At 41.8% G+C, this 24,274-nt stretch carries 27 protein-coding genes; 5 read left to right on the top strand and 22 right to left on the bottom strand.

Annotated elements, in window-relative coordinates; translation table 11 throughout:
- Positions 1 to 66 precede the first annotated feature (66 nt).
- A complete protein-coding gene (locus tag K9H14_03960; GenBank protein ID MCG9479347.1) occupies positions 67 to 486 on the top strand; it encodes a hypothetical protein in 420 nt (139 codons plus the stop codon).
- A 3-nt stretch (positions 487 to 489) separates the two neighbouring features.
- Here the strand turns inward: K9H14_03960 and K9H14_03955 are convergent, their stop codons facing one another.
- From K9H14_03955 to hisD, 8 genes are all read right to left on the bottom strand, one after another.
- The gene (locus K9H14_03955; GenBank protein MCG9479346.1) at positions 490 to 1,422 is read right to left on the bottom strand and encodes a 2-phosphoglycerate kinase; all 933 of its coding nucleotides are present in this window, start codon (positions 1,420 to 1,422) and stop codon (positions 490 to 492) included.
- Positions 1,423 to 2,781: a 2,3-diphosphoglycerate synthetase gene (locus K9H14_03950; GenBank protein MCG9479345.1), complete on the bottom strand. Its 1,359-nt coding sequence runs from the start codon at positions 2,779 to 2,781 to the stop codon at positions 1,423 to 1,425. It abuts the gene before it with no gap.
- Entirely contained in the window at positions 2,744 to 3,550 is an 807-nt protein-coding gene (locus K9H14_03945) for a metallophosphoesterase (protein MCG9479344.1), read from the bottom strand. Before K9H14_03945 ends, K9H14_03950 begins: the two co-directional genes overlap by 38 nt.
- Before the next feature lie 35 nt (positions 3,551 to 3,585).
- The gene (locus K9H14_03940; protein ID MCG9479343.1) at positions 3,586 to 4,716 is read right to left on the bottom strand and encodes a geranylgeranyl reductase family protein; all 1,131 of its coding nucleotides are present in this window, start codon (positions 4,714 to 4,716) and stop codon (positions 3,586 to 3,588) included.
- Positions 4,717 to 4,797: 81 nt separating this feature from the next.
- A complete protein-coding gene (gene ugpC / locus K9H14_03935) occupies positions 4,798 to 5,895 on the bottom strand; it encodes a sn-glycerol-3-phosphate ABC transporter ATP-binding protein UgpC (protein ID MCG9479342.1) in 1,098 nt (365 codons plus the stop codon).
- A gap of 56 nt (positions 5,896 to 5,951) precedes the next feature.
- Positions 5,952 to 6,791, bottom strand: a complete 840-nt coding sequence (locus K9H14_03930) for a dihydropteroate synthase (protein ID MCG9479341.1) — start codon at positions 6,789 to 6,791, stop codon at positions 5,952 to 5,954.
- A gap of 14 nt (positions 6,792 to 6,805) precedes the next feature.
- Positions 6,806 to 7,903, bottom strand: coding sequence for a histidinol-phosphate transaminase (hisC, locus tag K9H14_03925; protein ID MCG9479340.1), 1,098 nt, complete (start codon positions 7,901 to 7,903; stop codon positions 6,806 to 6,808).
- A 1-nt stretch (position 7,904) separates the two neighbouring features.
- Entirely contained in the window at positions 7,905 to 9,236 is a 1,332-nt protein-coding gene (gene hisD, locus K9H14_03920) for a histidinol dehydrogenase (protein ID MCG9479339.1), read from the bottom strand.
- Positions 9,237 to 9,306: 70 nt separating this feature from the next.
- Here hisD and K9H14_03915 point away from each other — a divergent pair, with 70 nt between their 5' ends.
- Positions 9,307 to 9,846, top strand: coding sequence for an epoxyqueuosine reductase QueH (locus K9H14_03915; protein MCG9479338.1), 540 nt, complete (start codon positions 9,307 to 9,309; stop codon positions 9,844 to 9,846).
- Between the two features lie 4 nt (positions 9,847 to 9,850).
- Here K9H14_03915 and lgt read toward each other — a convergent pair whose 3' ends face one another.
- From lgt to K9H14_03870, 9 genes are all read right to left on the bottom strand, one after another.
- The gene (lgt, locus tag K9H14_03910) at positions 9,851 to 10,651 is read right to left on the bottom strand and encodes a prolipoprotein diacylglyceryl transferase (GenBank protein ID MCG9479337.1); all 801 of its coding nucleotides are present in this window, start codon (positions 10,649 to 10,651) and stop codon (positions 9,851 to 9,853) included.
- 54 nt (positions 10,652 to 10,705) lie between these two features.
- Complete coding sequence (locus K9H14_03905) at positions 10,706 to 11,440, bottom strand: cytochrome c biogenesis protein CcdA (protein ID MCG9479336.1); 735 nt, start codon at positions 11,438 to 11,440, stop codon at positions 10,706 to 10,708.
- The gene (locus K9H14_03900) at positions 11,440 to 11,940 is read right to left on the bottom strand and encodes a TlpA family protein disulfide reductase (GenBank protein MCG9479335.1); all 501 of its coding nucleotides are present in this window, start codon (positions 11,938 to 11,940) and stop codon (positions 11,440 to 11,442) included. The genes K9H14_03905 and K9H14_03900 overlap by 1 nt, the downstream gene beginning before the upstream one ends.
- A gap of 16 nt (positions 11,941 to 11,956) precedes the next feature.
- On the bottom strand, positions 11,957 to 12,565 hold the full coding sequence (locus K9H14_03895; GenBank protein MCG9479334.1) for a flavodoxin family protein: 609 nt from the start codon (positions 12,563 to 12,565) through the stop codon (positions 11,957 to 11,959).
- Positions 12,566 to 12,572: 7 nt separating this feature from the next.
- Complete coding sequence (locus K9H14_03890) at positions 12,573 to 13,250, bottom strand: DUF1638 domain-containing protein (GenBank protein ID MCG9479333.1); 678 nt, start codon at positions 13,248 to 13,250, stop codon at positions 12,573 to 12,575.
- A 17-nt stretch (positions 13,251 to 13,267) separates the two neighbouring features.
- Positions 13,268 to 14,929 carry an FAD-dependent oxidoreductase gene (locus K9H14_03885; protein ID MCG9479332.1) on the bottom strand — a complete coding sequence of 554 codons (1,662 nt, stop codon included), beginning with the start codon at positions 14,927 to 14,929 and terminating at the stop codon, positions 13,268 to 13,270.
- 13 nt (positions 14,930 to 14,942) lie between these two features.
- The gene (locus tag K9H14_03880; GenBank protein ID MCG9479331.1) at positions 14,943 to 15,158 is read right to left on the bottom strand and encodes a cation transporter; all 216 of its coding nucleotides are present in this window, start codon (positions 15,156 to 15,158) and stop codon (positions 14,943 to 14,945) included.
- Positions 15,159 to 15,168: 10 nt separating this feature from the next.
- Entirely contained in the window at positions 15,169 to 15,372 is a 204-nt protein-coding gene (locus K9H14_03875) for a hypothetical protein (protein MCG9479330.1), read from the bottom strand.
- A gap of 104 nt (positions 15,373 to 15,476) precedes the next feature.
- Complete coding sequence (locus tag K9H14_03870; protein ID MCG9479329.1) at positions 15,477 to 15,797, bottom strand: YtxH domain-containing protein; 321 nt, start codon at positions 15,795 to 15,797, stop codon at positions 15,477 to 15,479.
- A gap of 212 nt (positions 15,798 to 16,009) precedes the next feature.
- Between K9H14_03870 and K9H14_03865 the strand changes: the two genes are divergently transcribed.
- On the top strand, positions 16,010 to 16,987 hold the full coding sequence (locus K9H14_03865; protein ID MCG9479328.1) for a lysophospholipase: 978 nt from the start codon (positions 16,010 to 16,012) through the stop codon (positions 16,985 to 16,987).
- Position 16,988: 1 nt separating this feature from the next.
- On the opposite strand, the gene K9H14_03860 is transcribed toward K9H14_03865, so the two are convergent.
- Positions 16,989 to 18,179 (bottom strand): DUF362 domain-containing protein, encoded by a 1,191-nt coding sequence (locus K9H14_03860; protein ID MCG9479327.1) that lies wholly within the window; start codon positions 18,177 to 18,179, stop codon positions 16,989 to 16,991.
- A gap of 95 nt (positions 18,180 to 18,274) precedes the next feature.
- Positions 18,275 to 19,051, bottom strand: coding sequence for a DUF362 domain-containing protein (locus tag K9H14_03855; protein ID MCG9479326.1), 777 nt, complete (start codon positions 19,049 to 19,051; stop codon positions 18,275 to 18,277).
- Between the two features lie 179 nt (positions 19,052 to 19,230).
- Here K9H14_03855 and K9H14_03850 point away from each other — a divergent pair, with 179 nt between their 5' ends.
- The gene (locus tag K9H14_03850) at positions 19,231 to 20,703 is read left to right on the top strand and encodes a hypothetical protein (GenBank protein ID MCG9479325.1); all 1,473 of its coding nucleotides are present in this window, start codon (positions 19,231 to 19,233) and stop codon (positions 20,701 to 20,703) included.
- On the opposite strand, the gene K9H14_03845 is transcribed toward K9H14_03850, so the two are convergent.
- From K9H14_03845 to K9H14_03835, 3 genes are all read right to left on the bottom strand, one after another.
- Entirely contained in the window at positions 20,696 to 21,703 is a 1,008-nt protein-coding gene (locus tag K9H14_03845; protein ID MCG9479324.1) for an MtaA/CmuA family methyltransferase, read from the bottom strand. The two genes, K9H14_03850 and K9H14_03845, sit on opposite strands and share 8 nt — an antisense overlap.
- 79 nt (positions 21,704 to 21,782) lie before the next feature.
- On the bottom strand, positions 21,783 to 22,622 hold the full coding sequence (locus tag K9H14_03840) for a phosphoenolpyruvate hydrolase family protein (protein ID MCG9479323.1): 840 nt from the start codon (positions 22,620 to 22,622) through the stop codon (positions 21,783 to 21,785).
- 23 nt (positions 22,623 to 22,645) lie between these two features.
- On the bottom strand, positions 22,646 to 23,872 hold the full coding sequence (locus K9H14_03835) for a Tm-1-like ATP-binding domain-containing protein (GenBank protein MCG9479322.1): 1,227 nt from the start codon (positions 23,870 to 23,872) through the stop codon (positions 22,646 to 22,648).
- Between the two features lie 323 nt (positions 23,873 to 24,195).
- On the opposite strand from K9H14_03835, the gene K9H14_03830 reads away from it, so the two are divergent.
- A partial coding sequence (locus K9H14_03830) for a co-chaperone GroES (GenBank protein MCG9479321.1) occupies positions 24,196 to 24,274 on the top strand: 79 nt, incomplete at its 3' end.

The following is a 24,274-nucleotide window of genomic DNA, read 5'->3' as shown; positions in this document are numbered from 1 at the left end:
TTATTTCACCATTAGAAAAATTAACTAATACCACTTATAATAACCTAAAAATTAGACTAGGAAATTATGACCAAGAAAAGTATCATAATAATTATTGTTTGTACATTTATTCTCATTGCCATCTCTGTTACTACCGTCTACAAAGAGCCCAAAATTAAAGGCATCTATGTTTCCAGTCAGAACAATATGCCTGAAAACAGCATCCTTGATCCCCTATTCTCTTCTGATTCTATAACCGATATATTCCTGTTGATCGAAGCAGAAAACCTGAAACTAGATAACATGATAGAGGTCAGCTGGAAAAAATATGAAGATGGCGACTACATAGCTGTGCAGCATGATACCATATATCCAGAAAATAGCGGTTCGGGAATAATAACCATAACCATGGTAAAGAGAAACGGTCTGGTGCCGGAGGGAAAATACAGGGTTTCGGTCAACCTTGTAAACCACCCTGTCCTAACCACTGAATTTGAGATAGAATAAATACTAATTTCCTACCTTGCTGAACTCTTTTTTTACCATAGCAAATATAACTTCCAGCACCTCAGATACAGTGCTGTCCAGGTCGTAATTAACAATTTTCTTGACCCTGTTTTTTGAAGCTAATTCTTCAATGTATGCCTGTATTTTTTGAATCTTGTCCAGATGCTTAATATACCTTTGCATTGGCCTGGAGCCCTGAGTTTCATAGGTTCGCTTGGTAAAATGCTCCTTATGTACTTCCTTATCTGGAACTGAAATTACAATCTCGATTATAAGGGCTTTGGAGGCAAACTCCTCAATATCTAAATAACCAGGGACTACATGGGCTCCCTCTATCACAATGTCAGATTTCTCTTCTACGCTCCTCCTTATAATTGCCTCTACTCCCACCGCTACAGCCATTACCTGCTCCCTGAAACCAAGGATTACCGGTTCCACTCCTGAAGGCGGCAGAGTAAGGTTTTTATATGCATTATAAGAAGACCCTCTCAGCGGCCGGATCAATTTATCCGAAACCGAAGCCCTCATAACTTCCCTGATAGCGTCAGTGGATACAATCCTGGTTATATTGAGCCTGCTGGCAATAAGGGTAGCAATAGTTGATTTGCCTACCCCTGTGGCTCCGCCTATTAAAATTATGGTAGGTTTTTTGAGTTTGCCTACCGACTGCCACAACAGATATTTTTCAGCCTGCTCCAGCCCCACTTCCTCTTTTATAAACCTGAAAGCCAGGGATCTAAGTTCTTCCAGCGAGACTGAATTTATTTTATTGTCTATAAAATATTCCTGAATATCTAAAGCAATCCGGTGGGAAGTAGCATAATCCAGGCCAGCTACTGCTATGGAAGAAGCCAGTATGCCCTTGGAAAAAGGCAAACCGCTTTTTTTGTCCGATATTACTATTACATTGGGTTCCGGTGGATACCTTTTTTGCATTTATTTGTTTATCCTTCCATAAATATTTAACAATTCCTGCTCAAACTGGATAGAGTCATTCATAATGGGGATATTATTCATATAAACAATAAGTTTTTCATTACTGAAAGCAAAATCAGTAAGTACATCTACGGATGCTGCTTTAAGTTCAGTTAGTATAGTATCATACCCCTCAGCAGTCTCCAAATCCCTTCTCAGCCGTTTTCGGTTAGAAAGATTAAATGAAATATATTTTACCCTGCAGCTAAATTGTTTTTCTATATAGGTTTTAATTTCCTTCTCGATATTATGTTTTGCAGTCATGGCTACAAAAACCTGCCTACCCTTTATATCCTGTAAGGGCTGGGGCCTGAACACAGAAGTAAATACTTTTGCCGAAGGGTTTAATAAGGCCACCTGCTGTTTGAGAAAATCTATTTTGTTCTGGTCTGCCAAAGGTGATTCACACATGGTTATCACCACCATATCCGATACCATTATTCTATAAAGGCCCAAGTATCCAATTATACTATCCCAGTCCTGGTAAGCCCCCATAACACAGATAGCAGCATCGGTCTTTACATCAGGTATTGAAGCCCCGCTTCCCTCCACTATTGCCAGATGAGGATCTATCTGTTCCACTTTCTTAATACCCTGTTTTATATTGGTCAAAAATATCTTACCGCCAAATCCCCCTCCACATCTTCTGCAACCTACAGTAGTAATACTGCTCATTAAAGCATCTTCAAGATAGTCAGAACTGGCATGGAGCCCCTTGTGGCTCAAATCTAAAAGGAATTCCGGGGTTATCTTAACATCGCCTCCCTTAATTACCTGGGGCTGGGCCGGGCCGCCCCTTCCCATAGCCAGGACGCAAACATCTATATTGTTTTTAACCATCTGTTTGGATATATAACCACTTATAGCTGTTTTGCCCAGCCTTTTGCCGGTGCCGATAATGGAAATAGATGGCTTGCTTATACTTAATGATTTAGGGCTATATTCAAACAAGAAATCAGGACCCATATAACTGCAACCAGCAGCCATACAGTAGGAAGCTATTTTCATTCTAATCCTGTAATTTACTACCGGTTCATCACTCAGATCATAGGCTATATCCGGGTGGAACACATTTAGGGCCTTGCGGAAATCAGAATCAAGATCTTTTATAACGAATAATTTCTCCCCGAAATATTTTTCCGGGTCATCCATAATCAGCTTTTCTGTTCCTCCCAGAAAAATAATGCCCACTACCTCACCAGGGAATAAGTCCCTGAGTTTCTGTATGGCATCGTGAGTTACGTCGGGATAATGCTCGCCATCTATAAGCGCTACCAGACGCTTATTTAAGTTCTTTTTTCTCTTTAACAAATCTATCATTAATTTTTTTCTTTTCAGTCCTTCTCTTTAAACCCAGGACTTTCTCCACTTTGTCAAAAGGAAATCTTCTGTAGATGTCTATGGCTTCATCTCTTATTTTTATAATATTATAGCTTGGTTCAATTCTACCCCTTAACCGCAAACAGGAAACAGTGCCGGCAGTAAGAATATACATATCCTCCACGCTCCAGATATAAGGAACATGCTTGTGGCCGCAAAGTACCAGGTCAACCTCGCATTCAGCCAAAACCTCTAGAACATCTCCGGCATCAGTTACGATATTCCTTTCCCTTCCGGTCTTGGGTATAGGTATGAGATGATGGTGCATGCTGAAAATTTTATATTCCTTTTGCTGGCATTTACTGAATTCATTTCTTATAAACTTATAATATTCTCTTCCTATCTGTCCATTATCCAAATCCGGTTCACTGGAATCAGCAGCTACCACAGTTACTCCCCTATCTCTGAAACTTAAGTACCTTTCCCCATATATATCCTCAAAATGCATATAGCCAACATTCCTGGAATCATGGTTGCCGGGCTGTATTATTATATTGGCGCATTTTATGGGTGCCAGGTAGTTTTTAACTGTGTCATACTCTCTTCTAAAGCCATTGCCGGTAAGGTCCCCGGTAATTATCACCATGTCAGGGTCTACTTCATTTATCTCGTCAATAGCCCTGGTTAGAAGACTGGGAACAAATTGAGATTCTCCTACATGCAGGTCCGAAATCTGGATAATGGTAGTTTCGGTATTTTTATCATCCATAACTTTTCCTTTCCAAAATATCTAAAAACAACCTCTCAGTATTTAAAAATTTTTAATTTTTGTGCCAGATGTTTATAACTTTTATCTCCCCGGAGTACCTGGCAGCATACGTCAAATATCTTATCATTTTTTTTGAGTATATTATATATTAGAAAGGGAAATAGGAAAAAAAGCTTGGAAAACAGCATGGAGATCCTTATATCTTCATAAACTATATCAGCAATTTTTCTGCCATAGTCTTCAAAAGTAAAATTTCCCTGGGTCAAAGCCCTGTTTATGCTTTCACTGGCTAAAAGAGCACTCTTAAAACAATTGAAGAGTCCTTCGCCGGTAAATGCATCTCCCAGCCCGGCAGCATCCCCTATGGCCAGCACCCGGTAATCACAAATAGGCGTATCTGCTTTTCTAACTGGTATGCATTGGCCATAAATTTTGACATCGCTAATAATGTCTTCAAACAAGACGTATCGGGAAAGAAACTTCTTAAAATATTTTTTTATGTGCCTGGCATCATAATGTGGCCCTCCAATACCTATGGATAAATTCTTGTTTTTTGGAAATACCCACGCATAACCCCCTTTTACTCCTCCAATATCAATGGCAATATTCCTGTTTAGGTTCAGATGGCCGTTCACCTTATTTCTGCCTAGCTCAAACTCGTAGCCGATTATCTTAAACAGCTGTTTATTGGACACTAATTTTCTATGTACCATACCTCTTGCGCCATCAGCTCCCACCAGCAGCCTGCTGGTAAAAACTTTTTTCGGGGTTTTTACTGTAATATAATTATTGCTTACTTCGTAATCTGTAGCCGGACATTCATAGTGGTAATCACTTCCTGCCTGCCTGGCTTTTTCTGCCAAAAATTGGTCGAATTTTGCCCGGTCCAGCATATATATCAGTGGAACATGGTAAGTTCTATCAAAGATATGCTTGGATCTATAGGAAAAGTAAACGCCGTAAATTATCTTTTCAACCACCGGGTCAATACTAAAGGGCAATAATCTTGCAGCCCTGTGCTGCAGACCCCCGGCACAGATCTTGGGACGTGGGAAAGATTTTTTCTCCAGCACCAGGGTTTTAATATTGATTGAAGACAGCAGGAAGGCAAGCAAACTTCCAGAAGGTCCGGCCCCTGAAATTATTACATCATATTTAAGGCTCATATAATTATTTTACTTAAAATATAGTAAAGCACAATATATTAAAATATTGTGCTTTACTTTCCATTTGGCTATTTTATTCTATTATATATATGCTGCTTCAGTCTTTCTATCAAACAAATGTACCTGGTTCATCTCCACAAACAACTTTATATCTTCTCCATCTTTCACTTTTGACCTGGGGGATACCCTGGCAGTCATCAATACCCCTTCAATATCTATATATACATAGATCTCTGCGCCCATGGGCTCCGTAACTTCCACCCTGGATATCAGGGTGTTGCCCTCTCCGGCTTCCGAAATAAAGTTACTGTCTTCAAGATCTTCAGGTCTTATACCTAAAACCACATCTTTTCCTACCAGATCATTATTCTTTATGACCTTCTTTATTTTTTCAGAAGTATCCAGAGTAAAATTCTTATTGAATAATTTTAAATCATCGGTCACCTTTACATCTACAAAATTCATAGCAGGACTTCCAATAAATCCAGCAACAAACATATTGTTGGGATGATCATATACCTCCTGTGGAGGACCTATCTGATGTACCAGGCCATCCTTCATGATAATAATCTTGTCAGCCATAGTCATGGCTTCAGTTTGATCGTGAGTTACATATATGATGGTGGCACTGAGTCTCTGGTGAAGCTTGGCAATCTCTGTTCTCATCTGAACCCTTAATTTGGCATCCAGGTTAGACAGGGGCTCATCCATTAAAAACACCTTGGGATTCCTTACTATTGCTCTTCCCAGAGCAACCCTCTGCCTTTGGCCTCCAGATAGTTGCTTGGGCTTTCTTTTAAGCAGCTCCTCTATTTTTAAAATATTTGCTGCCTCCTGAACTCTCCGGACTATTTCAGCCTTGGGGGTTTTCCTCAGTTTTAGCCCAAAGGCCATGTTGTCATAAACATTCATATGGGGATAAAGAGCATAATTCTGGAAAACCATGGCGATGTCCCGGTCTTTGGGAGGGACATCGTTGACCAATCTGTCTCCGATATATATTTCCCCTCCCGTTATTTCCTCCAGTCCCGCTACCATGCGGAGAGTGGTAGTCTTCCCACATCCAGAAGGTCCTACCAGAACCACAAACTCCTGATCTTCAACCATTGTATTCATTTCGTTGACTGCAACTACATCATCGAATTTCTTGGTTAGGTTTTTCAGAGTAACCTTGGCCATTTTGGTCTCCTTTATAAAGAATAGTAATTACTAAAAGATTATATACCAAAATGAAGCTATTTTCTATAATCAGCTATGTAATTCATGCCATAGGGATCCCTTCCCGACAGAAAATCCGCAGCTTTCATTGCTGTTTTCAAGCCTTCTGTTAAAGGATCCGCAATAGGAGCACAAAGGCCGTTCAGGATGGACATGGTTATAAAATGAATATTTAACAGGTTCCGGTTGGGCATCCCGTAACTTATATTGGAAGCGCCCATGGTAGTTGAAACCCCAAACTCTCTGGTTACCTTTCTCATAGTTTCCAAAGTTATTCTGGCTGAATTTGAGTCAGTAGAATTGGTCATAACCAGACAATCAAAAACCAGGTTTTCCCTGGGTATCTTTAATGACTCTGCCTTTTCCAGTATCCGCTTTGCTATATTGAATCTGGTTTCCGTATCCTTTGGTATACCTTTCTCGTCACAGGTAAGGCAAACTACGGCACTGCCGCTTTCTTTTACTACCGGTAATATTTCCTCCATGGATTTTTCTTCTCCGGTTACCGAGTTTATGAGCAGCTTATAAGGACATACCTCCAGGGCTGCCTTAAGGGCCTGGGGATTTGAAGAATCAATGCATACAGGCCGGTCAGTTACTTCCATAACTGCCTTTACCGCTTTGGGAAGAAGCTCAACTTCATCCACTCCTACCGCTCCCACATTGATATCTATAACCTCTGCCCCCGCTTCTGTTTGTTGTCTGGCATCCTCTTTTACCATATCCAGCTTGCCTTCTTTTAACTGCTGGGCTAATGCTTTTCTACCTGTAGGGTTTATTCTTTCAGCAATTATTATCGTAGGCAAATCCAACCCAAATTTAACCTCACACTTATTTCCAGTTAAAACGGTTTCCATATCCACCACCTTGTTTATTGATTATTATATTTTTTATATATTTTAATAAATTGATCTAAAAATTTATCATTTATATCGGGAACCGATATGGTTACTCTTAGGTAGCCGTCAACTCCTAAATTATAACCCGGCCTTACTATAAACCCCTTGCCAAGCAGATCTTCTATAATCTGTGAAGTCTGGCTGCCAGTTTCAATCAGTAAAAAATTTGCGCAGGATTCTATATATCTTATTTTATTCTGGCCCAGCCTTTTATAAAACTTGTTTTTCTCCTTGTCTACCCGTTCTCTTACGCTGCTTATGGATTCCCAGTTTCTCAATGCAGCTATGGCTGCCGCCTGGCCCAGCGAATTTACATTAAAAGGTAACCTTATTTTATTCATACTGGAAATTATATTTTCGTTCGCAACTCCATAGCCCACCCTCAGCCCGGCTAACCCAAATATTTTGGAAAAGGTCCTAAGTACCACCAAATTAGGGAAACGGTCAAGGTAACTAACACTATCCAGCCTTAATTGTTCCGGCACATATTCAAAATAGGCTTCATCTATGACCACCAGGGTCTGGCTGGAAGCTTCTGTAAGCGCATACTCAAAATCTTCTCTGCTGATATTGGATCCGGTTGGATTATGGGGACTGGTTAAAAATAATATTTTTGTATGGCTGTTCATGGCAGATACCATACCCTGTATATCCTGCCGGTACTCGATCAGGGGTATTTTTTTTACCCTGCACCCGCATTTCAAACTGGCTTTTTCATAAATTAAAAAAGTAGGGTCTGCAATAACTATATTATCACCATTACCCACAAAGCAATCACACAGCATCTCAATTATCTGGTCGGTGCCGTTACCCACAACAAGGTTGTCTTTACCCACCTTCAGTACTTTGGACAACTCTTCTCTCAGCCGGGTGCAGTTTGCATCAGGATAATAATTAACCCTGCTGGCAGCCTGGCATATAGCCTCCACAACTTCTTGGGAGGGGCCTTCCATATTTTCATTGGATGCCAGCTTATACACTTGCTCTAAATTATATTTGCTCTTTATCTCTTCCAGGGTCCTTCCCGGTACATAATCAGGTATATCTTTTAACCATTTTTTTATTTCCATCTCAATCCTTTTCAAACCTTATTTTAACTGAATGGTTATGGGCATACAGTCCCTCAAATGCAGAGAAATCCTGTATGTACTTTCCTTCTTTGCCCAGCATATGTTGGTCATAATAAAGTACACTGCTCTTTTTTAAAAAATCATAAACTCCCAGGGGAGAAGCAAACCTGACATTGGCAGAAGTGGGTATTATATGATTGGTTCCCCCCATATAATCCCCTACCGCAACCGGGGTATAATTCCCCAGAAAAATTGCTCCGGCATTACTTATCTGTTTAAGGATATCCTCCGGCTTTTTACACATTATCTCTAAATGTTCCGGACCAATCTGGTTGGATGCCTGTATCAGTTGGTCCATGTCCGGGTGGAATATAACTTTACAGTTGTTTTTAAGTGAACTATGGGCCGTCTCCAAATTCTGCTTATACTCGGAAAGTAGCCCCATCTGAACCCCCAGAGAATCTATCACAGAATTTGCCAGTTTTCTGCTGGTTGTAAGTAATATGGAAACTGCCCGGGGATCATGCTCGGCCTGGGACAACAAATCAGCAGCCACAAACCTGTGGTCTGCACTTTCATCTGCAATTATGATTACTTCACTGGGACCGGCCAAACTGTCTATGCCTACCTCTCCAAATACCTCTTTCTTGGCGCAGGTTACATAAATATTTCCCGGACCTACCACCTTATCCACCCTGGCTGTCTCTTCACATCCATAGGCAAACAGTCCAATAGCCTGGGCACCTCCTATTTTATAAATTTCATCAATACCCAGTTTACGGCAAAGATACAGTAAGGCCGGATTGGCCGCCCCGCCGGGTGAAGGAGGACTGGCTACAACCATTTCCTGTACCCCGGCAATTTTTGCCGGAATGGCCGCCATTAATACCGAGGAAGGATAAGGGTACCTGCCTCCGGGAACATAAATGCCTATCCGGCGCAGAGGTTTAACCAGCTGTCCCAGCTTCTTTCCTTCTTCGGGGGTGATAAACCAGGTACTGGGCTCCCTTTTAAGCTGTTGACGGTGGTAATAAGTAATATTGTCTACAGCTGTTGACATGGCTTTAACCAAATCCGGATAATACTGCTGAGTGTATTTGTAACCTTCTTCAATTTCGGAAGGGTTTACCTTTAAATCAGACCACTTACTTGGCTGGTATCCATCCAGCTTGCCCACATAGTCAATTATTGCTTCCTGGCCTTTCTTTCTTATGCTGGAAAGAATATTTCTCACCGTTTCCTCTACCGCTAATGGTATTCCTGCTGTGGGTTTGGGTTCCTTGTCAGAAGCCAGGTCCTGCAGACTTTCAACCTTTAAAAAACTTAAATCCATGGGCTATTTCCTTTATAACTTGTTCTTGTTAATATAGTAAAAAAAGTTAATTTATACAAGATAAATTAAGATGCCTACCAAACCAACAATACTTATGCATGCTTGCTGCGCCGTATGCGCCATGCATCCCTTTCAGTTTTTGTCGGCCCATTATGATTTGACTCTTTACTATTATAACCCCAATATTCACCCGGAAGAAGAGTATGAAAGACGACTGGATGGGATAAAGTTTATCAGCCAGAAATATGATATACCGCTGATTATAGGAAAATATGATCCTGAACGCTGGTTTGAAGCGGCTAAAGGCCTGGAAGACGAACCGGAAGGTGGGGCCCGGTGCCTAAGATGTTTCCGGCTGAGGTTAAAAGAATCTGCCCGTAGAGCAAAGGAGCTTGGTTTTACCATCTATGGAACTACCTTAAGTGTAAGTCCCCATAAAAATGCTGAAGCCATAAATAACCTAGGCAAGGCTGAAGCAAGGTCTTTTGATATTGATTTCTATACAGCAGACTTTAAAAAAAAGGATGGCTTTAAAAAAACCATCCTTTTATCCAAGCAAATAAACTTATACCGCCAGAACTACTGCGGCTGCCTGTACAGCCAGAAATAAATTTCTATTCCTGCTTTTGTTTATCCTTAAATCTGGTAATCAGGTAATTAGCAATTATTATGGCAGCGATAATAGCTAAAAAGTTCAATACATACACTACCTTTATGGGCCCAAAATAAGTACTGTCTACCCTGTAGGCCTCAATGAAGGTCCGGTACAGGGCATAAATTGCCAAGTAAGCACATATGATTAAGCCGTCCGGTAAACGGTTGGGTCTCTTCTTGTAGTATCGGTGCAGCAGTAACAATATGCCAAAAAGTATAAAGTTGGCAATGGACTCATATAAAAATGTAGGATGGAAATATTCAGAACTTGCATATGCGGCAGGACGGTAGGCAGGGTCAATATAAATTGCCCAGGGCAGGTCGGTGGGCAAGCCAAAGGCTTCCTGATTGAAAAAATTTCCCCATCTGCCTATAGCCTGGCCCAGTACCAGGGCAGGAGCTATAATATCTGCCCAGGTCCAGAAACTTAGCTTCCTAACCCTGCAGAAAATAGCCAGGGCTATCAGCCCCCCCAGCATAACTCCCTGAATAGCCAATCCGCCTCTCCGGAAAGCAAAAATATAGCTGGGGTTGGAAGCATAATAGGACCAATTTACAACCACATGCAGCACTCTTGCTCCAATAATTCCAGCAATTACCGCAAAGGGAGCAAAATTTATAATCTCTTCCTCCTTGCGGTTACGGTATCTGGCTACCATATAAGCAGCCAGTATGCCCAGTAAAAGGCCTACTGCAATTATAATGCCATACCAGCGTATTTGAAGATTTCCTATATAAAAAGCCACCGGATCAACAGACACTTTGCCCTCCCTCTGATAAATTTTTATTTCTGGGAAATAATACCATAAAAACCGTTAAAAATTAATTCTATTCAAGAAGGGAAATACCCTGGTTACCCATCCCATTACTAAAGTCATGGCATCAGCTACAAGAACTATCCCCAGAGCAATTAAAAATACACCACTTATTATAGATACCAGGTTTAGATGCCGGTTAAGCCTTTTAAGTATCCGGGAAAAGAAACCAATAAATATTGAGGCCAAAATAAAGGGGAGACCCAACCCTATTGAAAAAGCAGCCAGCAGGCTTATCCCCTGAAGCAGGGTTTCCAGCTGGCTGGCCAACAGAAGTATGCCTGATAATATTAAGCCCACACAGGGTACCCAGCCAAAAGAGAATACCAGGCCTATTAGAAAAGAGGAAAGGTATCCGCTTTTTAGGCTTGTTGGCAGTTCAATCCTTTTTTCAATATTCAAGAATTTTAATTTAAATACCCCCATGTAATGCAGGCCGAATATTATAAGAAAAACTCCGCCCACTCTAGCTATAATACTGGAATACTCCCTCAGGACCTGACCGATGAAAGTAGCAGTGGATCCCAATAATATAAATATCAACGAGAACCCGGCTACAAATAAAAGGCTGTTAATAAACAGGTACAATCTTTCTGATACCTTTATATTCTTATTCTTATATATTGCCTTATTAGACATCATACTGATATAAACAGGTACCAGGGGCAACACACAGGGAGAAACAAAAGCCAGGATACCCGCCACAAATGCTGATACTATACTTATCTGTAACATTATAGCCGCTTTTCTATCTCATCAATTAGTTTTTGCTTGGTTAGCAGCCCTGTAAAATCAGCCAGAACAGTCCCGTCAGTATCCAGAATATAAGTTGTAGGGATGGCTCTTATTCCCCATGCTCCCATAATAGTATCTACACTGCCGTCTATGAGTATAGGGTAATTTATACCATAGTCTTCAACGAAGGGAACCAGCTCGCTCTTGCTCTCATTAGATACTCCCACGAACTGGACCCCCTTATCCTGATACTGGCTGTAAACTTCTATAAAATCAGGAATTTCAGCTTTACAGGGAGGGCACCAGGTAGCCCAGAAATTAAGGACTACTAATTTTCCTTCATAGTCCGATAATGAAACCTCCTCACCTTCAAGATTGAGGAGAGTAAAATTATTCTTATAACCACCTTCGGAACCGGTACTTGCCTCAGCCTGAGTTTCCTGCTGGCTGCTGCAGCCTGCAACTACCAGTACCATAATGGATATTATTGCCAATAACATAAAAATTCTTTTCATCTTATTTTTCACCAACCTTTAATAGATCATAAAATTGCTTGCTTTTTCCCCATTCATAGACCTGGTTTAAGGCCCGGGGGTGTTTGTCTATATCTCCCAGCTCGTCAATCTGATTAAAAACATAATCCGAGTGATAATTTATATAGAGCACATCAAAAAAGGATCTGATCACCTTTCTGGCACAATCAAAAATTGAATCGGAATCTGACCCGGCGCAGGAAAAAAATATACCCTGCCTTTCTTTGTGTATTATTCGACGCTTGAGTTCATATTTTAAGGACCAGTACCTCTGGCACCGGTCTACTACTGCCTTAAGATAGCCGGAAACGGTAGTAAAAAAAATAGGGCTGGCCACCGCTACCAAATCCGCTTTCTCCAATAGACCGTATACATCCTGCATATCATCCTCTATTATGCACTGTCCGGTACGGCTGCAGTTCCTGCAACCCCTGCAGGGAGAAATATTAAGCCTGGCTGCAGCCACCTTTTCAATATGCAGATTATTCCCTGCCGGTCCTGACTTTGTGCCGGCTAAAAAACTATCCATTAATTTTTCTGTATTACCCCTTTTTCTGGGGCTGCCGTAAATAGCAACTATTGTCTTCTTCATAATTTCTCTAATTATCATTAAGAAACATATCCAGACTTAACCTCTGGCCTGGCTCAAGCACTAAAAAATTACTGTCAAATTCACCTTTAACCAACTTATTAAAATAATGGTTGCTTCCCTTTATTTCTTCAAACCTTAATCCCAGTTTCCCGGCTTCCTTCTTAGCTATATCCCGGTAACAGTCCGGCTTATAATTTCCGGTATTTATAAATACCAGTCTTTTATAATTCTTTAAAAGCTGGCCTCTGATCCAATCCCAGGTTTGCTGGTCATACTTTTCTCTGAGCTGCTGGAATCCTTCCATGGAAAAATCATCTGAATCCCCCAAATAGCCGCGGGTAAGATAATAGGTGCCCGGTTCCTGCATATGCTGTTTTTTGTACTCTTCTATGGAGCCCAGAAGCATGGCTATGCAGTCATCACACCTGGAAACTACTAGGTGTGTATTTTCCGAAGTAAGGCCTTCCACACCTTTCCCGCATAAGCCGTAACCCAGGATTATTACATCATGTTTTTGAAATTTATTTATTTCCTGCTGCAACCTGTTCCTGAGCTCATCACTTCTCTCATGCAGCTTTTTTTCCAGGTTAACCACATTCCAGTCCGCCGGTATCCTGTCCTTTACTTCGTCATAAACAACATCACAGGCAATAAATGCCACCTTTTTGTCATTAATTTCCACCATCAGTTAAAAACCCCTTCTTAAATCTTCCTATACCAGCTTAAAATTGATCCATTCAGCAGTTTCACCCTGTAACCCCTGTTGTACAGGATCCGGTAAGCAATATAAGCCCGGTATCCGGTAAGACAATAAATGATAATCAGCTTGTTCCGGTCTAATTTGTCCAGATTATCCCGCAGCTGGTCTACATAAATATTTACGGATCCCTCTATATTTTCCTTCCCGTATTCCTTTGGGGTACGCACATCCAGCAGTATAAAATCCTGCCCCTGGCTTTTCAGTTGCTCAAGCTCACTGCTGTCGATAAAACCTACTTCTTTCTTTCTGATATTATCCCCAATCATTCCCAGTATATTTATCGGATCCTTGGCTGAACCGTATTCAGGCTGATAGCACAGGTCCAGATTATCCAGTTCCCAAGCTTTCATACCATTTTTTATTGCTACAGAAACTACATCTGCCCTCTTGTCCACTCCCTGTCTGCCAATAGCTTCCATTCCCAGCACACGGCCGCTGTCTCGGTCATAGATCAGCATCATATGCATTATCTCGGCTCCCGGGTAATAACCGGCATGGTTTAGATAATGCAGCTCTATATTACCGGCATTTATGCCCTCAGATTTTGCTTCGCTTAAGCTGATGCCAGTTTTGGCTATAGCTATATCCAGTACTTTTATAATCGAGGTTATATTGCTGCCATTAAAGGTATCTTTTCCGCCTGCTGCATTATATCCGGCCACCCTGCCCTGCCTGTTGGCTATGGAGGCCAAATTATATGGGTGCCACTGCCCGGTTATTTCATTAAGGCATTCACAGCAGTCACCGGCTGCATACACATCTGCCACATTGGTCTGCATATACTTATTCACTGCAACAGCTCCGCTGTTTCCCAGGGCTATGCCCGCCTGTTTGGCCAGACCAACCTCGGGCCTGGTACCTATTCCCATAAACACAAGGTCTGCCGGCAATTTCTTGCCGCTAACGGTATCCACAGAAATAATTTTATCTTCTTTAGTGGCCACCCCTGCCACCTGCTCACCAGTCAGCAGCCGGACCCCCCTGTCAGCCAGATAATTATGCAGATATTCTATTATCTGTTTATCAAACATGGGCAGAAGCTGCTCTGTTTTTTCCACTATAGTTACCTTCATCTGCCTTTTTAAAAACGCCTCTAAGAGTTCCAGTCCAATAAATCCACCCCCTATTATCACCGCATGGGGATTTTTCTTATCAAGGTTTTCCATGTATTTCTTTAAGCTGAGACTGTCTGCAATGGTCTTTAATCCAAAGACATTCTCAGCATCCATCCCCGGCATATTAAGAGTGACAGGCTTGGAGCCGGTAGTTATAATGAGCTTGTCCCAGTTTTGAACAAATTCCTTGCCGCTGCTTAATTCCCTTACTTTTACAATTTTCTTGTCCGTGTCTACAGCAGTTACTTTATGCCGGCTGAAGACCTTCAGATTAAACCGTTTTTCAAAATTTTCTACTGTGTTTACCAGCAGGCTGGACATATGCTTTATGGTACCGGATACAAAATAAGGGAGCCCGCAGGTTCCATAGGATATATATTTATCCATATCATAGATCAAAATTTCTGCATCTTCATCGGATCTCCTTATTTTAGCTGCTGCTGAAGTGCCGGCTGCTATAGCCCCGATGATTACATAGGTTTTAGGCAAAATAATCCTCCTGTCAGGTTATCATTTCATAGCCAATTTTTTTTATAACTTCAGATATCTCTTCAAGGCCTATCTTGTCTTCATCATATTCTATAGTTAAATTCTCGGTAGCCAGATTAACCACCGCTTCTATGATTCCATCCTGCTTCTTTAATACTGTCTCAATTTTTTTTACGCAAGATGCACATTCCACACCCAATAAAGGATAACTGTCTTTTTTTACTGTCATTTTTCCTCCCTTATTTGCTTTTTTCAATAGCCCCCCGCAGGCAGGCACCTATACACTTAAAGCAGCCGCCGCAGAGACCCCACATCAGGGGAGGTTGCCCTGCCTGTTCCTGCTTCAGACTCTTTTTAGTACAGGCCTTTACTGCCTTACAAACTGATCCGCATTCCTCCGGTCTGCACTTATAGTAATTTATAATAGCAACTTTCTTATTCATATGGTACCTGTTAATTTTCAGCCATATTTTGATATTATTATATATTAACTATCTAATATTACAACCATGAAAAAAGCCCCGCCTGGCAGGGCTTTTAAAGGGTATTATTTTGTAGCTTCCTTCTGTTCGGCAATCAGTTTCTTAATAAACTGTACTTCTTTTTCAGTTAATTGTTTTATCTTCTTATAATTGGCAATAACGTTATTCTGTATCTCTTCATACTTTTTCTTGGTAAGGTTTTTTGCCTTTCCTGTCTTATCTTCTACCTGATCTCGGATATCTGTAGCAATCTTCCTTATATCTGACCGCAGCTCTTCTCCGGTTTTGGTGGTTAGCAGCATGGCAGTTACCGCCCCGGCGGCAAAGCCTAACATAAAACCTAAAAATGTGGTCAAAGCACCATTATCATTATGGCTATTGTTCATAAAAACATCCCCTATTTATTGTTTGTTTAATATTAAATGCATATTTATAATAACATCTATGGCTAAAATGATAAATGTTTTGAAATTTTACTCTGTACAGCAGCTGGATCAATAATTATGGATTTTTTAAACTATTATAAATTTAAGCCGGCTAAAAAATAAGATATACTGCCCCTGGCACTTTTTTGGTAGTATGTGTATTTAATAATGTTATGAAACTTTATGATTACAACCAACAGGATAGCGGGCTGACCTTTGATCTAAAAGAGACCAGGCCAACTCCGGGTATTCCGGATGCCTTTACCTACAAATTACAATACCGGTCCCCCTACGTGACCGGAAACAAATTAAATGATAGGGTATATTGTGAGATCTATTCCCCGGATAGGCTGCAACAGCCTTCCAGGCTGCTTATATTCCTTCATGGCTTTTCTACCAGAAAAAACAAGATGGATAATTACTATCATTTTATAAAACAGGCGGTAAACCATGGCTACACCTGCGCTTTTCCTAATCTACCCCTTCACCTTAACCGGGCCCCCGAAGATTCTCAAAGCGGAAAGGAGTTAATATATTATGATGACCTGGACACCATGGAGTACTTTCACCAATGCGTGGTGGACATCAGGCGCCTTATAGACATAATGCATAACTGGCCGGTTACCACAATACATATATGCGGCCTGAGCATGGGAAGTATAGTATCGGTTTTGACCATGGCCCACGAGCCCAGGATAGATAAAGGGGTTCTGCTGATAGGGGGTGCCCACTGGGAACAAATTCACTGGAATGGAATCTTAAGGTTTGTACTAAAGGGAAACTGTGCCGATCATGGAAAAATAAACAGAAGTAAATGCCACAGCTATTATAGTCATTTCCCTGCTTTTCTCAAGCAATTTAAAGCCTCCGGCAATGGTGATATTGATACCGAAAAGTTAAAGTCGGATTCTCCTGATTTGGCCAAAATGTGTTTTTTATGCGACCCCTTAGCTTTTGCCCACCGCCTGGATCCCCAACAGATACTGATGATTAATGCCAGGTTTGATTTCTACTTTTCCAGAAAGTCTACCCTAATGCTTCATAAGGAATTAGGTCAGCCGGAGATTCACTGGATGGCCAATTTTCATTCCAGCAAGATTCTTACCGACAGCAGGGTTATAAATAAAATATTTTCTTTCTTTAAATCCTAGGTTATTTTTCAGATTTTCCTGACCAGCCTATTTTATTTATTAAGATATCAGCCAGCCATTTATATTTTATATCGATGGCTCCTTCTGGACATAGCTCGCTGCAGCAGAAACACCTTATGCATTTACTGTAATCATAGTTTACCCTGCCTTTGGCTATGGTGATGGCACTGTTGGGACAGACATCCTGGCAGACCTCGCAGAGGGTGCATTTCTCCCGGTTGGTCACCGGGAAGGGATTAAACAGGTTTCTGGCCAATGGCATAAGATGCCGGTTGGCAAAACTGCTGTCTACCAGCTGTTGCCGGCCAATGTTTTTAGGCAGCCTGAAATCCTCTATCCTGTAGTCTGCACCGACATCACCTGCAACTTCAATATCCTGTATGGAAGGAATGCCTTCCAGTTTGAGCAGGGGAAATGTTTCGGGACTCAGACCCATAAATCCAGCTGCTATAACATCCAGAGCCATTGCATCTCTGCTGGCCAGAATAAGGCCTATATGCCTTGGGGTGCCCCTTGCCCCCGGGCCTTCGCCTTCCATTCCCAGAACTCCGTCCATTATATTTATGGATGGTTTTAAAAATTGGGCAATATCCACCAGCATCTGGGTGAAGGCTTTTATTTGTGTGAACCTCAAATGATGGCCCAGTTTGGTATAGCCCGGCACTGCTCCAAACATGTTTTTGACCGCTCCGGTCATAGAAGTAAGGTTATGGGTTTTAAACTTGCACAGGTTAATTATCTTATCCACTTTAAGCAGCGGGTTTAATATATCCACTTTCTTAATAGCTTTTCCGTCCTTCAGGGTACAGCTGCTGTAACTGGTGTCAAAGTTAAGCAGGCAGCCTGTGTTTTTTGCTACCTCCATCATCCCCGTAATCCGGTACACTTTCTCCAGGTTGTCCCGGTTAAAAGGGATACCTGCCCCGGGGCTATCAGCAATAGTTATCCTGCTTATATCTGTATATGATGCAAGGATCTCAATCAGAGCTTCTAAAAATTTGGGATGTGTGGTTACCGCCTTCTCCGGACCGGCTGCCAGCAGCAGGTTGGGCTTTATAAGGACCCTGTCATCCGGCCTTATGTCTTTGAACCCGCCCACCATGCCAACTACCCTGTTTAAAGCTTCCACCGTATCAGTTTTTAGATAACTGTCACACTTTACCGCACTAACTTTTTTAAAATCTGTAGCCATATTATCTTTCTTTCCAGCTATTTTCAGATAAACGCCAGGGTATTTCCTGTTATTATACTGTACTTAAAAAAGCATGTATATGTAATATATGTAAGTTATATTAAAGTTTTTTCAATAAGGGACAGGTGCTTTACTGTTTCCGGGTCTACCCCCAAAAGCCGGCAGCCGGCTTGGTCCACTTCCAGAATGCTGTGCCCGCCCACAATCTTCCGGTGGGGCGGGCTGCAGGCTTTGCCTCCCCGCAGATGGCTGTCTGCCTGTCCTGTAGCCGCATCAATTATTGCCAGGTCTATAGGCACATAATTGCTGAGATCATATATGGCTTTTTCTACCCCTACCCGGTGAACATCACTTCGGCGGTAATGCCAGTAGCCCCCATAGTGTTTTTGGGCAAGCAGGCCTACCAGATTCTTGTAGCTTAAGGTTACCCGGGTAATGGTATGGGCTTTCAGCACCGGAACTGATATAAAATAATAATTTTCAAAAAGTATCCGGGGAAGGTATATCTGCCGGTAAGCCAGGGCATTATCATTAAATTTTTTAACCAGCTGGCAACGGTCCACATCTATCAGCCTGATTCCGTACTTTTCTGCAAGCAGCTCATATCCCAGGGCCTTGAATGCTTTTTGCGTATCGCACCCTCCTGAGCCCTCAATTACCGCTATCTCTGCGCCCGGCCTGCAGTTTCTTATGTACTCGATAATCGCGGCCACGCAATCTTTGTGGGTGGTACAGGGAGGCGGGACATCCTCCAGGAGATTGGGTTTTATAAGGATTTTATCTACCTGTTCCAGGGTCCGGCTAAAATCCAGCCGGCCCAGCAACCGGGTTACTGACTCCTGGTAATTTTTCAAATCAATTACTTCTACCATAAACTGTAATTTTAACTCTAACAATACTTTCTAAGAATTATAGGGTAAATATCCAAAAAGGCAAAACCGGGCCAAAATCTGGCTTAATTGTAATAAACCACTATATTTGGTAAACTGCCACATAGTTTTGTCTATATATAGGGGGTAACCCCTAAAAAATAAAAGGGTGATAATAAAAAATGAGCGGTATAGCAGGAATAATAAAAAAAGAGGGCCACAAGCCCCAACAGGAACAGGTAAAAAAGCTACTAAAGAAAATCAGCCACCGGGGTGTCAGGAAAGAAACCTTGCTGGCCCAGGACGGCCATTGCCTGGGTATGATATCCAATTACTCCACCCAGAAGAACCCCCAGGTGCTGATAGACGGTAGAATTTACAATATCGATAAGCTGTTTCGAAAACATGGTACAGATAACAGCAACAGTCTTTCGGATTCAGAAAAGATTAGCCAGTTGATCAACAAGACGGGTCCATCGGTTATAAAACAGTTTCAAGGGGCTTTTTCGCTGGTGGCTACAGATGAAGATAATAATACTTATCTGGCCCGTGATACCATAGGGATAAAACCATTATATTATGTCCATGATGACCAGAGTGTCACTTTTGCTTCAGAAATTAAGTCTTTGCTGGAATACGGAGACCAGATAAATGAATTTCCTCCTGGCCACTTAATGAAGAATAATTCCAGGCCCCAGAAATATGACAGCATAGAAGTAGCTGACTATGACTTTCTATCCCGGACTGATACCAAAGAAATAGTAGATAAGCTGGATAGTATGCTGCAGGATGCAGTAAAAAAAAGAATAGATGGATATAAGGGAGAAATCGGAGTCTGGTTAAGTGGCGGAGTGGACTCCAGTCTGGTAGCAGCACTGGTACAGAAATTTACGGATAAGGTATATACCTTTTCCGTAGGTTTTGAAGGCTCCCCTGACCTTGAAGCCTCCAGGGTGGTAGCCAAAGCTCTGGGTACAGAACATATTGAACATCAGTTAAACCTGGATGATCTTTATAATACTATACCCGAAGTCATATATCATCTGGAATCTTTTGATGCTCCCCTGGTCAGAAGCTCGCTGGGCAATATGATAGCCTCCAGGATTTCATCGGAAGCAGAAATTGTATTTTCCGGAGAAGGAGGAGATGAAGTCTTTGGCGGATATAATTATTTCTTGGACTACAAGTCTTCAGATAAAATACAGAAAGGGCTGGTTAAGGCTATAAACAGCCTTCATAACACTGCCCTGCAGAGGGTAGACCGGCTAGCCAATGCCCATAATGTAAACGTAAGGCTTCCATTGTTGGATGAGAGCCTTATAGATTTTGCCCTGACCATACCTACCGACCAAAAGATTAAGCCCTCTAAAAACATATCCAAGTATGTTTTACGCAAGGTAGCAGAAAGGTATCTGCCCCATCAGATAGCCTGGAGGGGCAAAGAGAAATTTTGGGAGGGTTCAGGAATCCAGGATTCCTTAACTGAAAAGATTGAAGAAAATATTGGTGATGCCGATTTTAAGAAAAACCGCCAGCTGGATAACGGGTTCAGGTTAAGAAATAAGGAAGAGATGTATTTCTATAATTTGTTTAGAAAATACTTTGGCGATGTAAATATTGAAAACATACTTTCTTTTACCCAGGACTTTAATTAGAGTCTAATTTATGGTTCTTGGTAGTTTTGGCTATTTGCTTTAGATTTTCCAGCGGTGTCCTTAGGGGCACCGCACATTCAGGCCCAATTATATCCACACCACATCCTATGGCATATTCTACTTTTTCCGCCACATCTGTGGGAGTTCCAAACAGCAGTGTCTGAGGATTATTGATATTACCTATAAGGACTATCCTGCCTCCGGCCAGGTCTACTGCCTGGCAGGCATCTACTTTGGATTCAAAATGAAAAGAATTTAAACCGGTCTGGCATATATATTCAATGCGGTCTGAGGTATTTCCGCAAATATGAAGAATAGTGGGAACCTCTATATTTTTAGCCAGATAACTGTGCACAGGAATCAAAAAATCCCGGTATGACTGGGGGCTGCATAAATCCCGGGTTGCATGATCAGCAATGGTAACAGCATCTGCTCCTGCCTCTATCTGGGCTTGCGCAAACCAGAGAGTTATATCGGTTAATTTATTGAGTATATCCTTTACCTCACCGGGATCGGTTATGGTTTTTATAAGAAAATCTTCAATACCAAAAAAATGATAGCTCAAGGTCCAGGGCCCGAATACCTTACCTACTATAAGGACCTGGGGATATTTTTCCTTAAGCATAGATATGCACTCCAGTACTGCTTTTACGGCATGATTGTCTAAAAAGCTTTTATCAAACTCTATATCCCCGTAGCCACTCCATAATTTTCCCTTCACCGTAGGCATCTTATCCAGCTGCCCCCAGTCTACCTTGCAGCCCACTGCATAGGATTCAATAACCACTGAAAATAAAGGCATTATGGCATCATACTCAAGGATTTCGTAGCTTGCCCGGGAAAGTTCAAACATGTCTTTAGCCCGGGTATGGGCCTGGGGGAAAAATGAGCCCATCTGTTCCATCTGTTCTACAGTAATCGAAGACACCGGATTAAATACAGCCTTTCGGGGTGTCTTATTGCCCCACAGCTGGTTCAGAGCTATTTCTCTAGGATTCATGTTGCTTAATTAATTGAATTAACAAAATAGTTTTGCTTATAAAATATTGTATTACAGTCAGTATGTCAAACCTAAAACTTTATTTACCGGTCTTATAGGACTTAAAGTTCTTTACCGCTTCTATTACTGCATTTTCAATAGGTATCCTTTCAATGCTGGACGCTCCTACAAATCCAGCAGCATCTGTGTGGCGGTAAAGATGTTCAGTGTCTTCAGGCTGGGCAAAAGGTCCTCCATGGGCCAGACATATTATTTGGGGATTTATCTTTTGGGCAGCAGAAATCATATCCTGAATTACCCTGGCTCCCTCATTATAATCTACTGTAGCAAATCCCTGAAGCCCCCCTGCTGTTCCACCCGCATGGGGTACCAAACAATCCAGGCCTGCATTAGCCATATCTTCAGCCTCCTGGGGAGTAAACACATAAGCCATGGTAAATATATCCTTACTTCTGGCGATTTTTACCAGCTCAATTTCCCGGCTGAAGCCAAGCCCTACCGATTCCTTCATATTTCTCCACAGGGTATTGTTCTCAAACAGGCCAATGGTGGGAAAATTTATAATACCTGAAAAACCGGCATCCATAAATTTATCAACCAGATACTCCAGGTCCCAGCTGGAAGCATCACAGGCCTCTATTCCGCATATAACCGGAGTGCCTTTAACCACATTAAGGATCTCATCAGCCATATCCAAAGTCATCGAATTTGAATGGCCCAAATTATGGCTGGTAGGCAACCCCTTTAGCCTGGATATGCCGGTGCTGTAAACAATAATTAAATCTGCGCCCCCGATTTCAGCACATTTGGCCACCAGCCCGCAACTGCTGCCGGCGCCAATTACCGGTACTCCGTCCCCGATTCTTTTTTTTAGCCTTTCAATTATTTCTACCCTCTTAAATTTTTTACCCGGTCTCAATATTCCTCCTTCTCATCATAAAATTATTCATTCATCATAGCTTCCAGAGCTTCTACCATATCTGATGCAAACTGCTTGTCATTTATATGGCAGCCGCACTTAATGACCTTAATATCAGGCCTTAGGTTTTTTTCCAGTGAATTTATAAAAGCCTGATCTGCTTCCGGATCATAGAAAGGGCCGCCTTCTATATCATAGGAGGAAAAGCCCTTTAGCGGAATAAAAAATGCTACCGGTCCCCGGGAACTATTTAATTTTTCGGCCATTACCCGACCTGCTTCCATATTTTCCTGCTGGTTGGTGCGCATCAGCACTGCTATGGGGTTGTGCTGGTAAAATTTTCTAGACTCAAACCCGGCCGGTATATGGCCGGTCCAGAAATTCACAAAATCAATAGCTCCGCAGGTCAGTACCTGGGGCAACCCCAACTGCCCTGCAGTTTCAAACCTGTGGCTGCTGGCGGGGAAAATCCCTCCAGCCACTGTGTTGATGATCTCGGTAGTGGTAATATCCAACACTCCCTGGACCAGTCCCTCGCCAATGAGGTTTTCCATAGCCCTTCCCCCGCTGGTTGAAGCGGCAAAGGCCACTATTTCCATCTTTTTATCCTCAATTATTTTTTTAGCAAAAGTTACACAATCAGTAGTGGTGCCCATCATGGTTGCTGATATTAATGGCCCCCTTTCTTTCTGCTGCTTACCGGCTGCAGTTTCCTGCGGGTTTGCTTTAACCATCCCCGCCATAGCTGCTGCCCCATTGGATATAATCTTTCTGATAATAGGGTTTAAGCCCAATATATCGGCCACCGAAAAAAGCATCATTATATCTTTGTCCTGTATAAAAGGCTCAGTGTCGCCAGATGCCAGAGTGGATATGACCAGCTTGGGAAACCCGAAAGGCAATGCCCTCATGGCCGCACAGGCCAGATTGGTTCCGCTGCCCCCGCCCATGCCCATTATTCCTGAAATTTTTTCTTCATCATATAGCTTTCGGGCAATGCTGACTACTCCCGCCATCATAGCCTCCATGGATTTTCCCCTGTCTTTTTGCTCAATCAGCCTGGCTATATCTTTCCCGCCGGCCCGAGCTACCTGACTTCTGCCTATATCCGGCTCAAATGATGGCTGGCCCAATACCCCTGCATCCATTACCATGGTCTGCAGCCCTGCAGCCTCTATACTTGCTTTTAGATACCCGAACTCTTTTCCCTTGGTATCCAGAGTTCCTATCAATAAAATTTTTTTATCCATCCCAACCTTCTCAAATTTACCGGTTAATCTTCCCGCATGAAGCTATTTCCCCTTATTTTAACATAAGCTCCCCAAGGCTGATATGATTACAGGCAATAATTTTATAGTTTTTATTTATCTGTAACCAGTTCTGCCAGCCAAGATTTTTTAAAATAAAGGATTTTTAGAAAGATTTTATTAAAGACTTATTTTGTATTAATAAATATATTGCTTTTTAATCTTTTTTGATGTATTTTTATCTTAAATTAGCAGTCTGTAGGGTAGAGTGCTAATTTTTTTTTACACTTTTGCATAAATGTTTATATTTTTTAAAGGAGGTAACCATGAACTACAAACCACTTGCAGACAGGCTGCTGCTTAAGGTTAAAAAAGCAGAGGAAAAAACCAAAAGCGGCATAGTAC

The organism is Actinomycetes bacterium (assembly GCA_022396035.1).
Classification (GTDB): Bacteria; Actinomycetota; Humimicrobiia; order Humimicrobiales; family Humimicrobiaceae; genus Halolacustris.
The sequence above is the reverse complement of the archived record's forward strand: the minus strand, read 5'-3'. Positions and strand labels throughout refer to the sequence as shown.

Excerpts from the sequence above, each read along its gene's own strand:
- K9H14_03960 (MCG9479347.1), top strand. The coding sequence starts at position 67 with ATGACCAAGAAAAGTATCATAATAATTATTGTTTGTACATTTATTCTC.
- K9H14_03955 (MCG9479346.1), bottom strand. The coding sequence starts at position 1,422 with ATGCAAAAAAGGTATCCACCGGAACCCAATGTAATAGTAATATCGGAC.
- K9H14_03950 (MCG9479345.1), bottom strand. The coding sequence starts at position 2,781 with ATGATAGATTTGTTAAAGAGAAAAAAGAACTTAAATAAGCGTCTGGTA.
- K9H14_03945 (MCG9479344.1), bottom strand. The coding sequence starts at position 3,550 with ATGGATGATAAAAATACCGAAACTACCATTATCCAGATTTCGGACCTG.
- K9H14_03940 (MCG9479343.1), bottom strand. The coding sequence starts at position 4,716 with ATGAGCCTTAAATATGATGTAATAATTTCAGGGGCCGGACCTTCTGGA.
- ugpC (MCG9479342.1), bottom strand. The coding sequence starts at position 5,895 with ATGGCCAAGGTTACTCTGAAAAACCTAACCAAGAAATTCGATGATGTA.
- K9H14_03930 (MCG9479341.1), bottom strand. The coding sequence starts at position 6,791 with ATGGAAACCGTTTTAACTGGAAATAAGTGTGAGGTTAAATTTGGGTTG.
- hisC (MCG9479340.1), bottom strand. The coding sequence starts at position 7,903 with ATGGAAATAAAAAAATGGTTAAAAGATATACCTGATTATGTACCGGGA.
- hisD (MCG9479339.1), bottom strand. The coding sequence starts at position 9,236 with ATGGATTTAAGTTTTTTAAAGGTTGAAAGTCTGCAGGACCTGGCTTCT.
- K9H14_03915 (MCG9479338.1), top strand. The coding sequence starts at position 9,307 with ATGCCTACCAAACCAACAATACTTATGCATGCTTGCTGCGCCGTATGC.
- K9H14_03905 (MCG9479336.1), bottom strand. The coding sequence starts at position 11,440 with ATGTTACAGATAAGTATAGTATCAGCATTTGTGGCGGGTATCCTGGCT.
- K9H14_03900 (MCG9479335.1), bottom strand. The coding sequence starts at position 11,940 with ATGTTATTGGCAATAATATCCATTATGGTACTGGTAGTTGCAGGCTGC.
- K9H14_03895 (MCG9479334.1), bottom strand. The coding sequence starts at position 12,565 with ATGAAGAAGACAATAGTTGCTATTTACGGCAGCCCCAGAAAAAGGGGT.
- K9H14_03890 (MCG9479333.1), bottom strand. The coding sequence starts at position 13,250 with ATGGTGGAAATTAATGACAAAAAGGTGGCATTTATTGCCTGTGATGTT.
- K9H14_03880 (MCG9479331.1), bottom strand. The coding sequence starts at position 15,158 with ATGACAGTAAAAAAAGACAGTTATCCTTTATTGGGTGTGGAATGTGCA.
- K9H14_03875 (MCG9479330.1), bottom strand. The coding sequence starts at position 15,372 with ATGAATAAGAAAGTTGCTATTATAAATTACTATAAGTGCAGACCGGAG.
- K9H14_03870 (MCG9479329.1), bottom strand. The coding sequence starts at position 15,797 with ATGAACAATAGCCATAATGATAATGGTGCTTTGACCACATTTTTAGGT.
- K9H14_03865 (MCG9479328.1), top strand. The coding sequence starts at position 16,010 with ATGAAACTTTATGATTACAACCAACAGGATAGCGGGCTGACCTTTGAT.
- K9H14_03860 (MCG9479327.1), bottom strand. The coding sequence starts at position 18,179 with ATGGCTACAGATTTTAAAAAAGTTAGTGCGGTAAAGTGTGACAGTTAT.
- K9H14_03855 (MCG9479326.1), bottom strand. The coding sequence starts at position 19,051 with ATGGTAGAAGTAATTGATTTGAAAAATTACCAGGAGTCAGTAACCCGG.
- K9H14_03850 (MCG9479325.1), top strand. The coding sequence starts at position 19,231 with ATGAGCGGTATAGCAGGAATAATAAAAAAAGAGGGCCACAAGCCCCAA.
- K9H14_03845 (MCG9479324.1), bottom strand. The coding sequence starts at position 21,703 with ATGAATCCTAGAGAAATAGCTCTGAACCAGCTGTGGGGCAATAAGACA.
- K9H14_03835 (MCG9479322.1), bottom strand. The coding sequence starts at position 23,872 with ATGGATAAAAAAATTTTATTGATAGGAACTCTGGATACCAAGGGAAAA.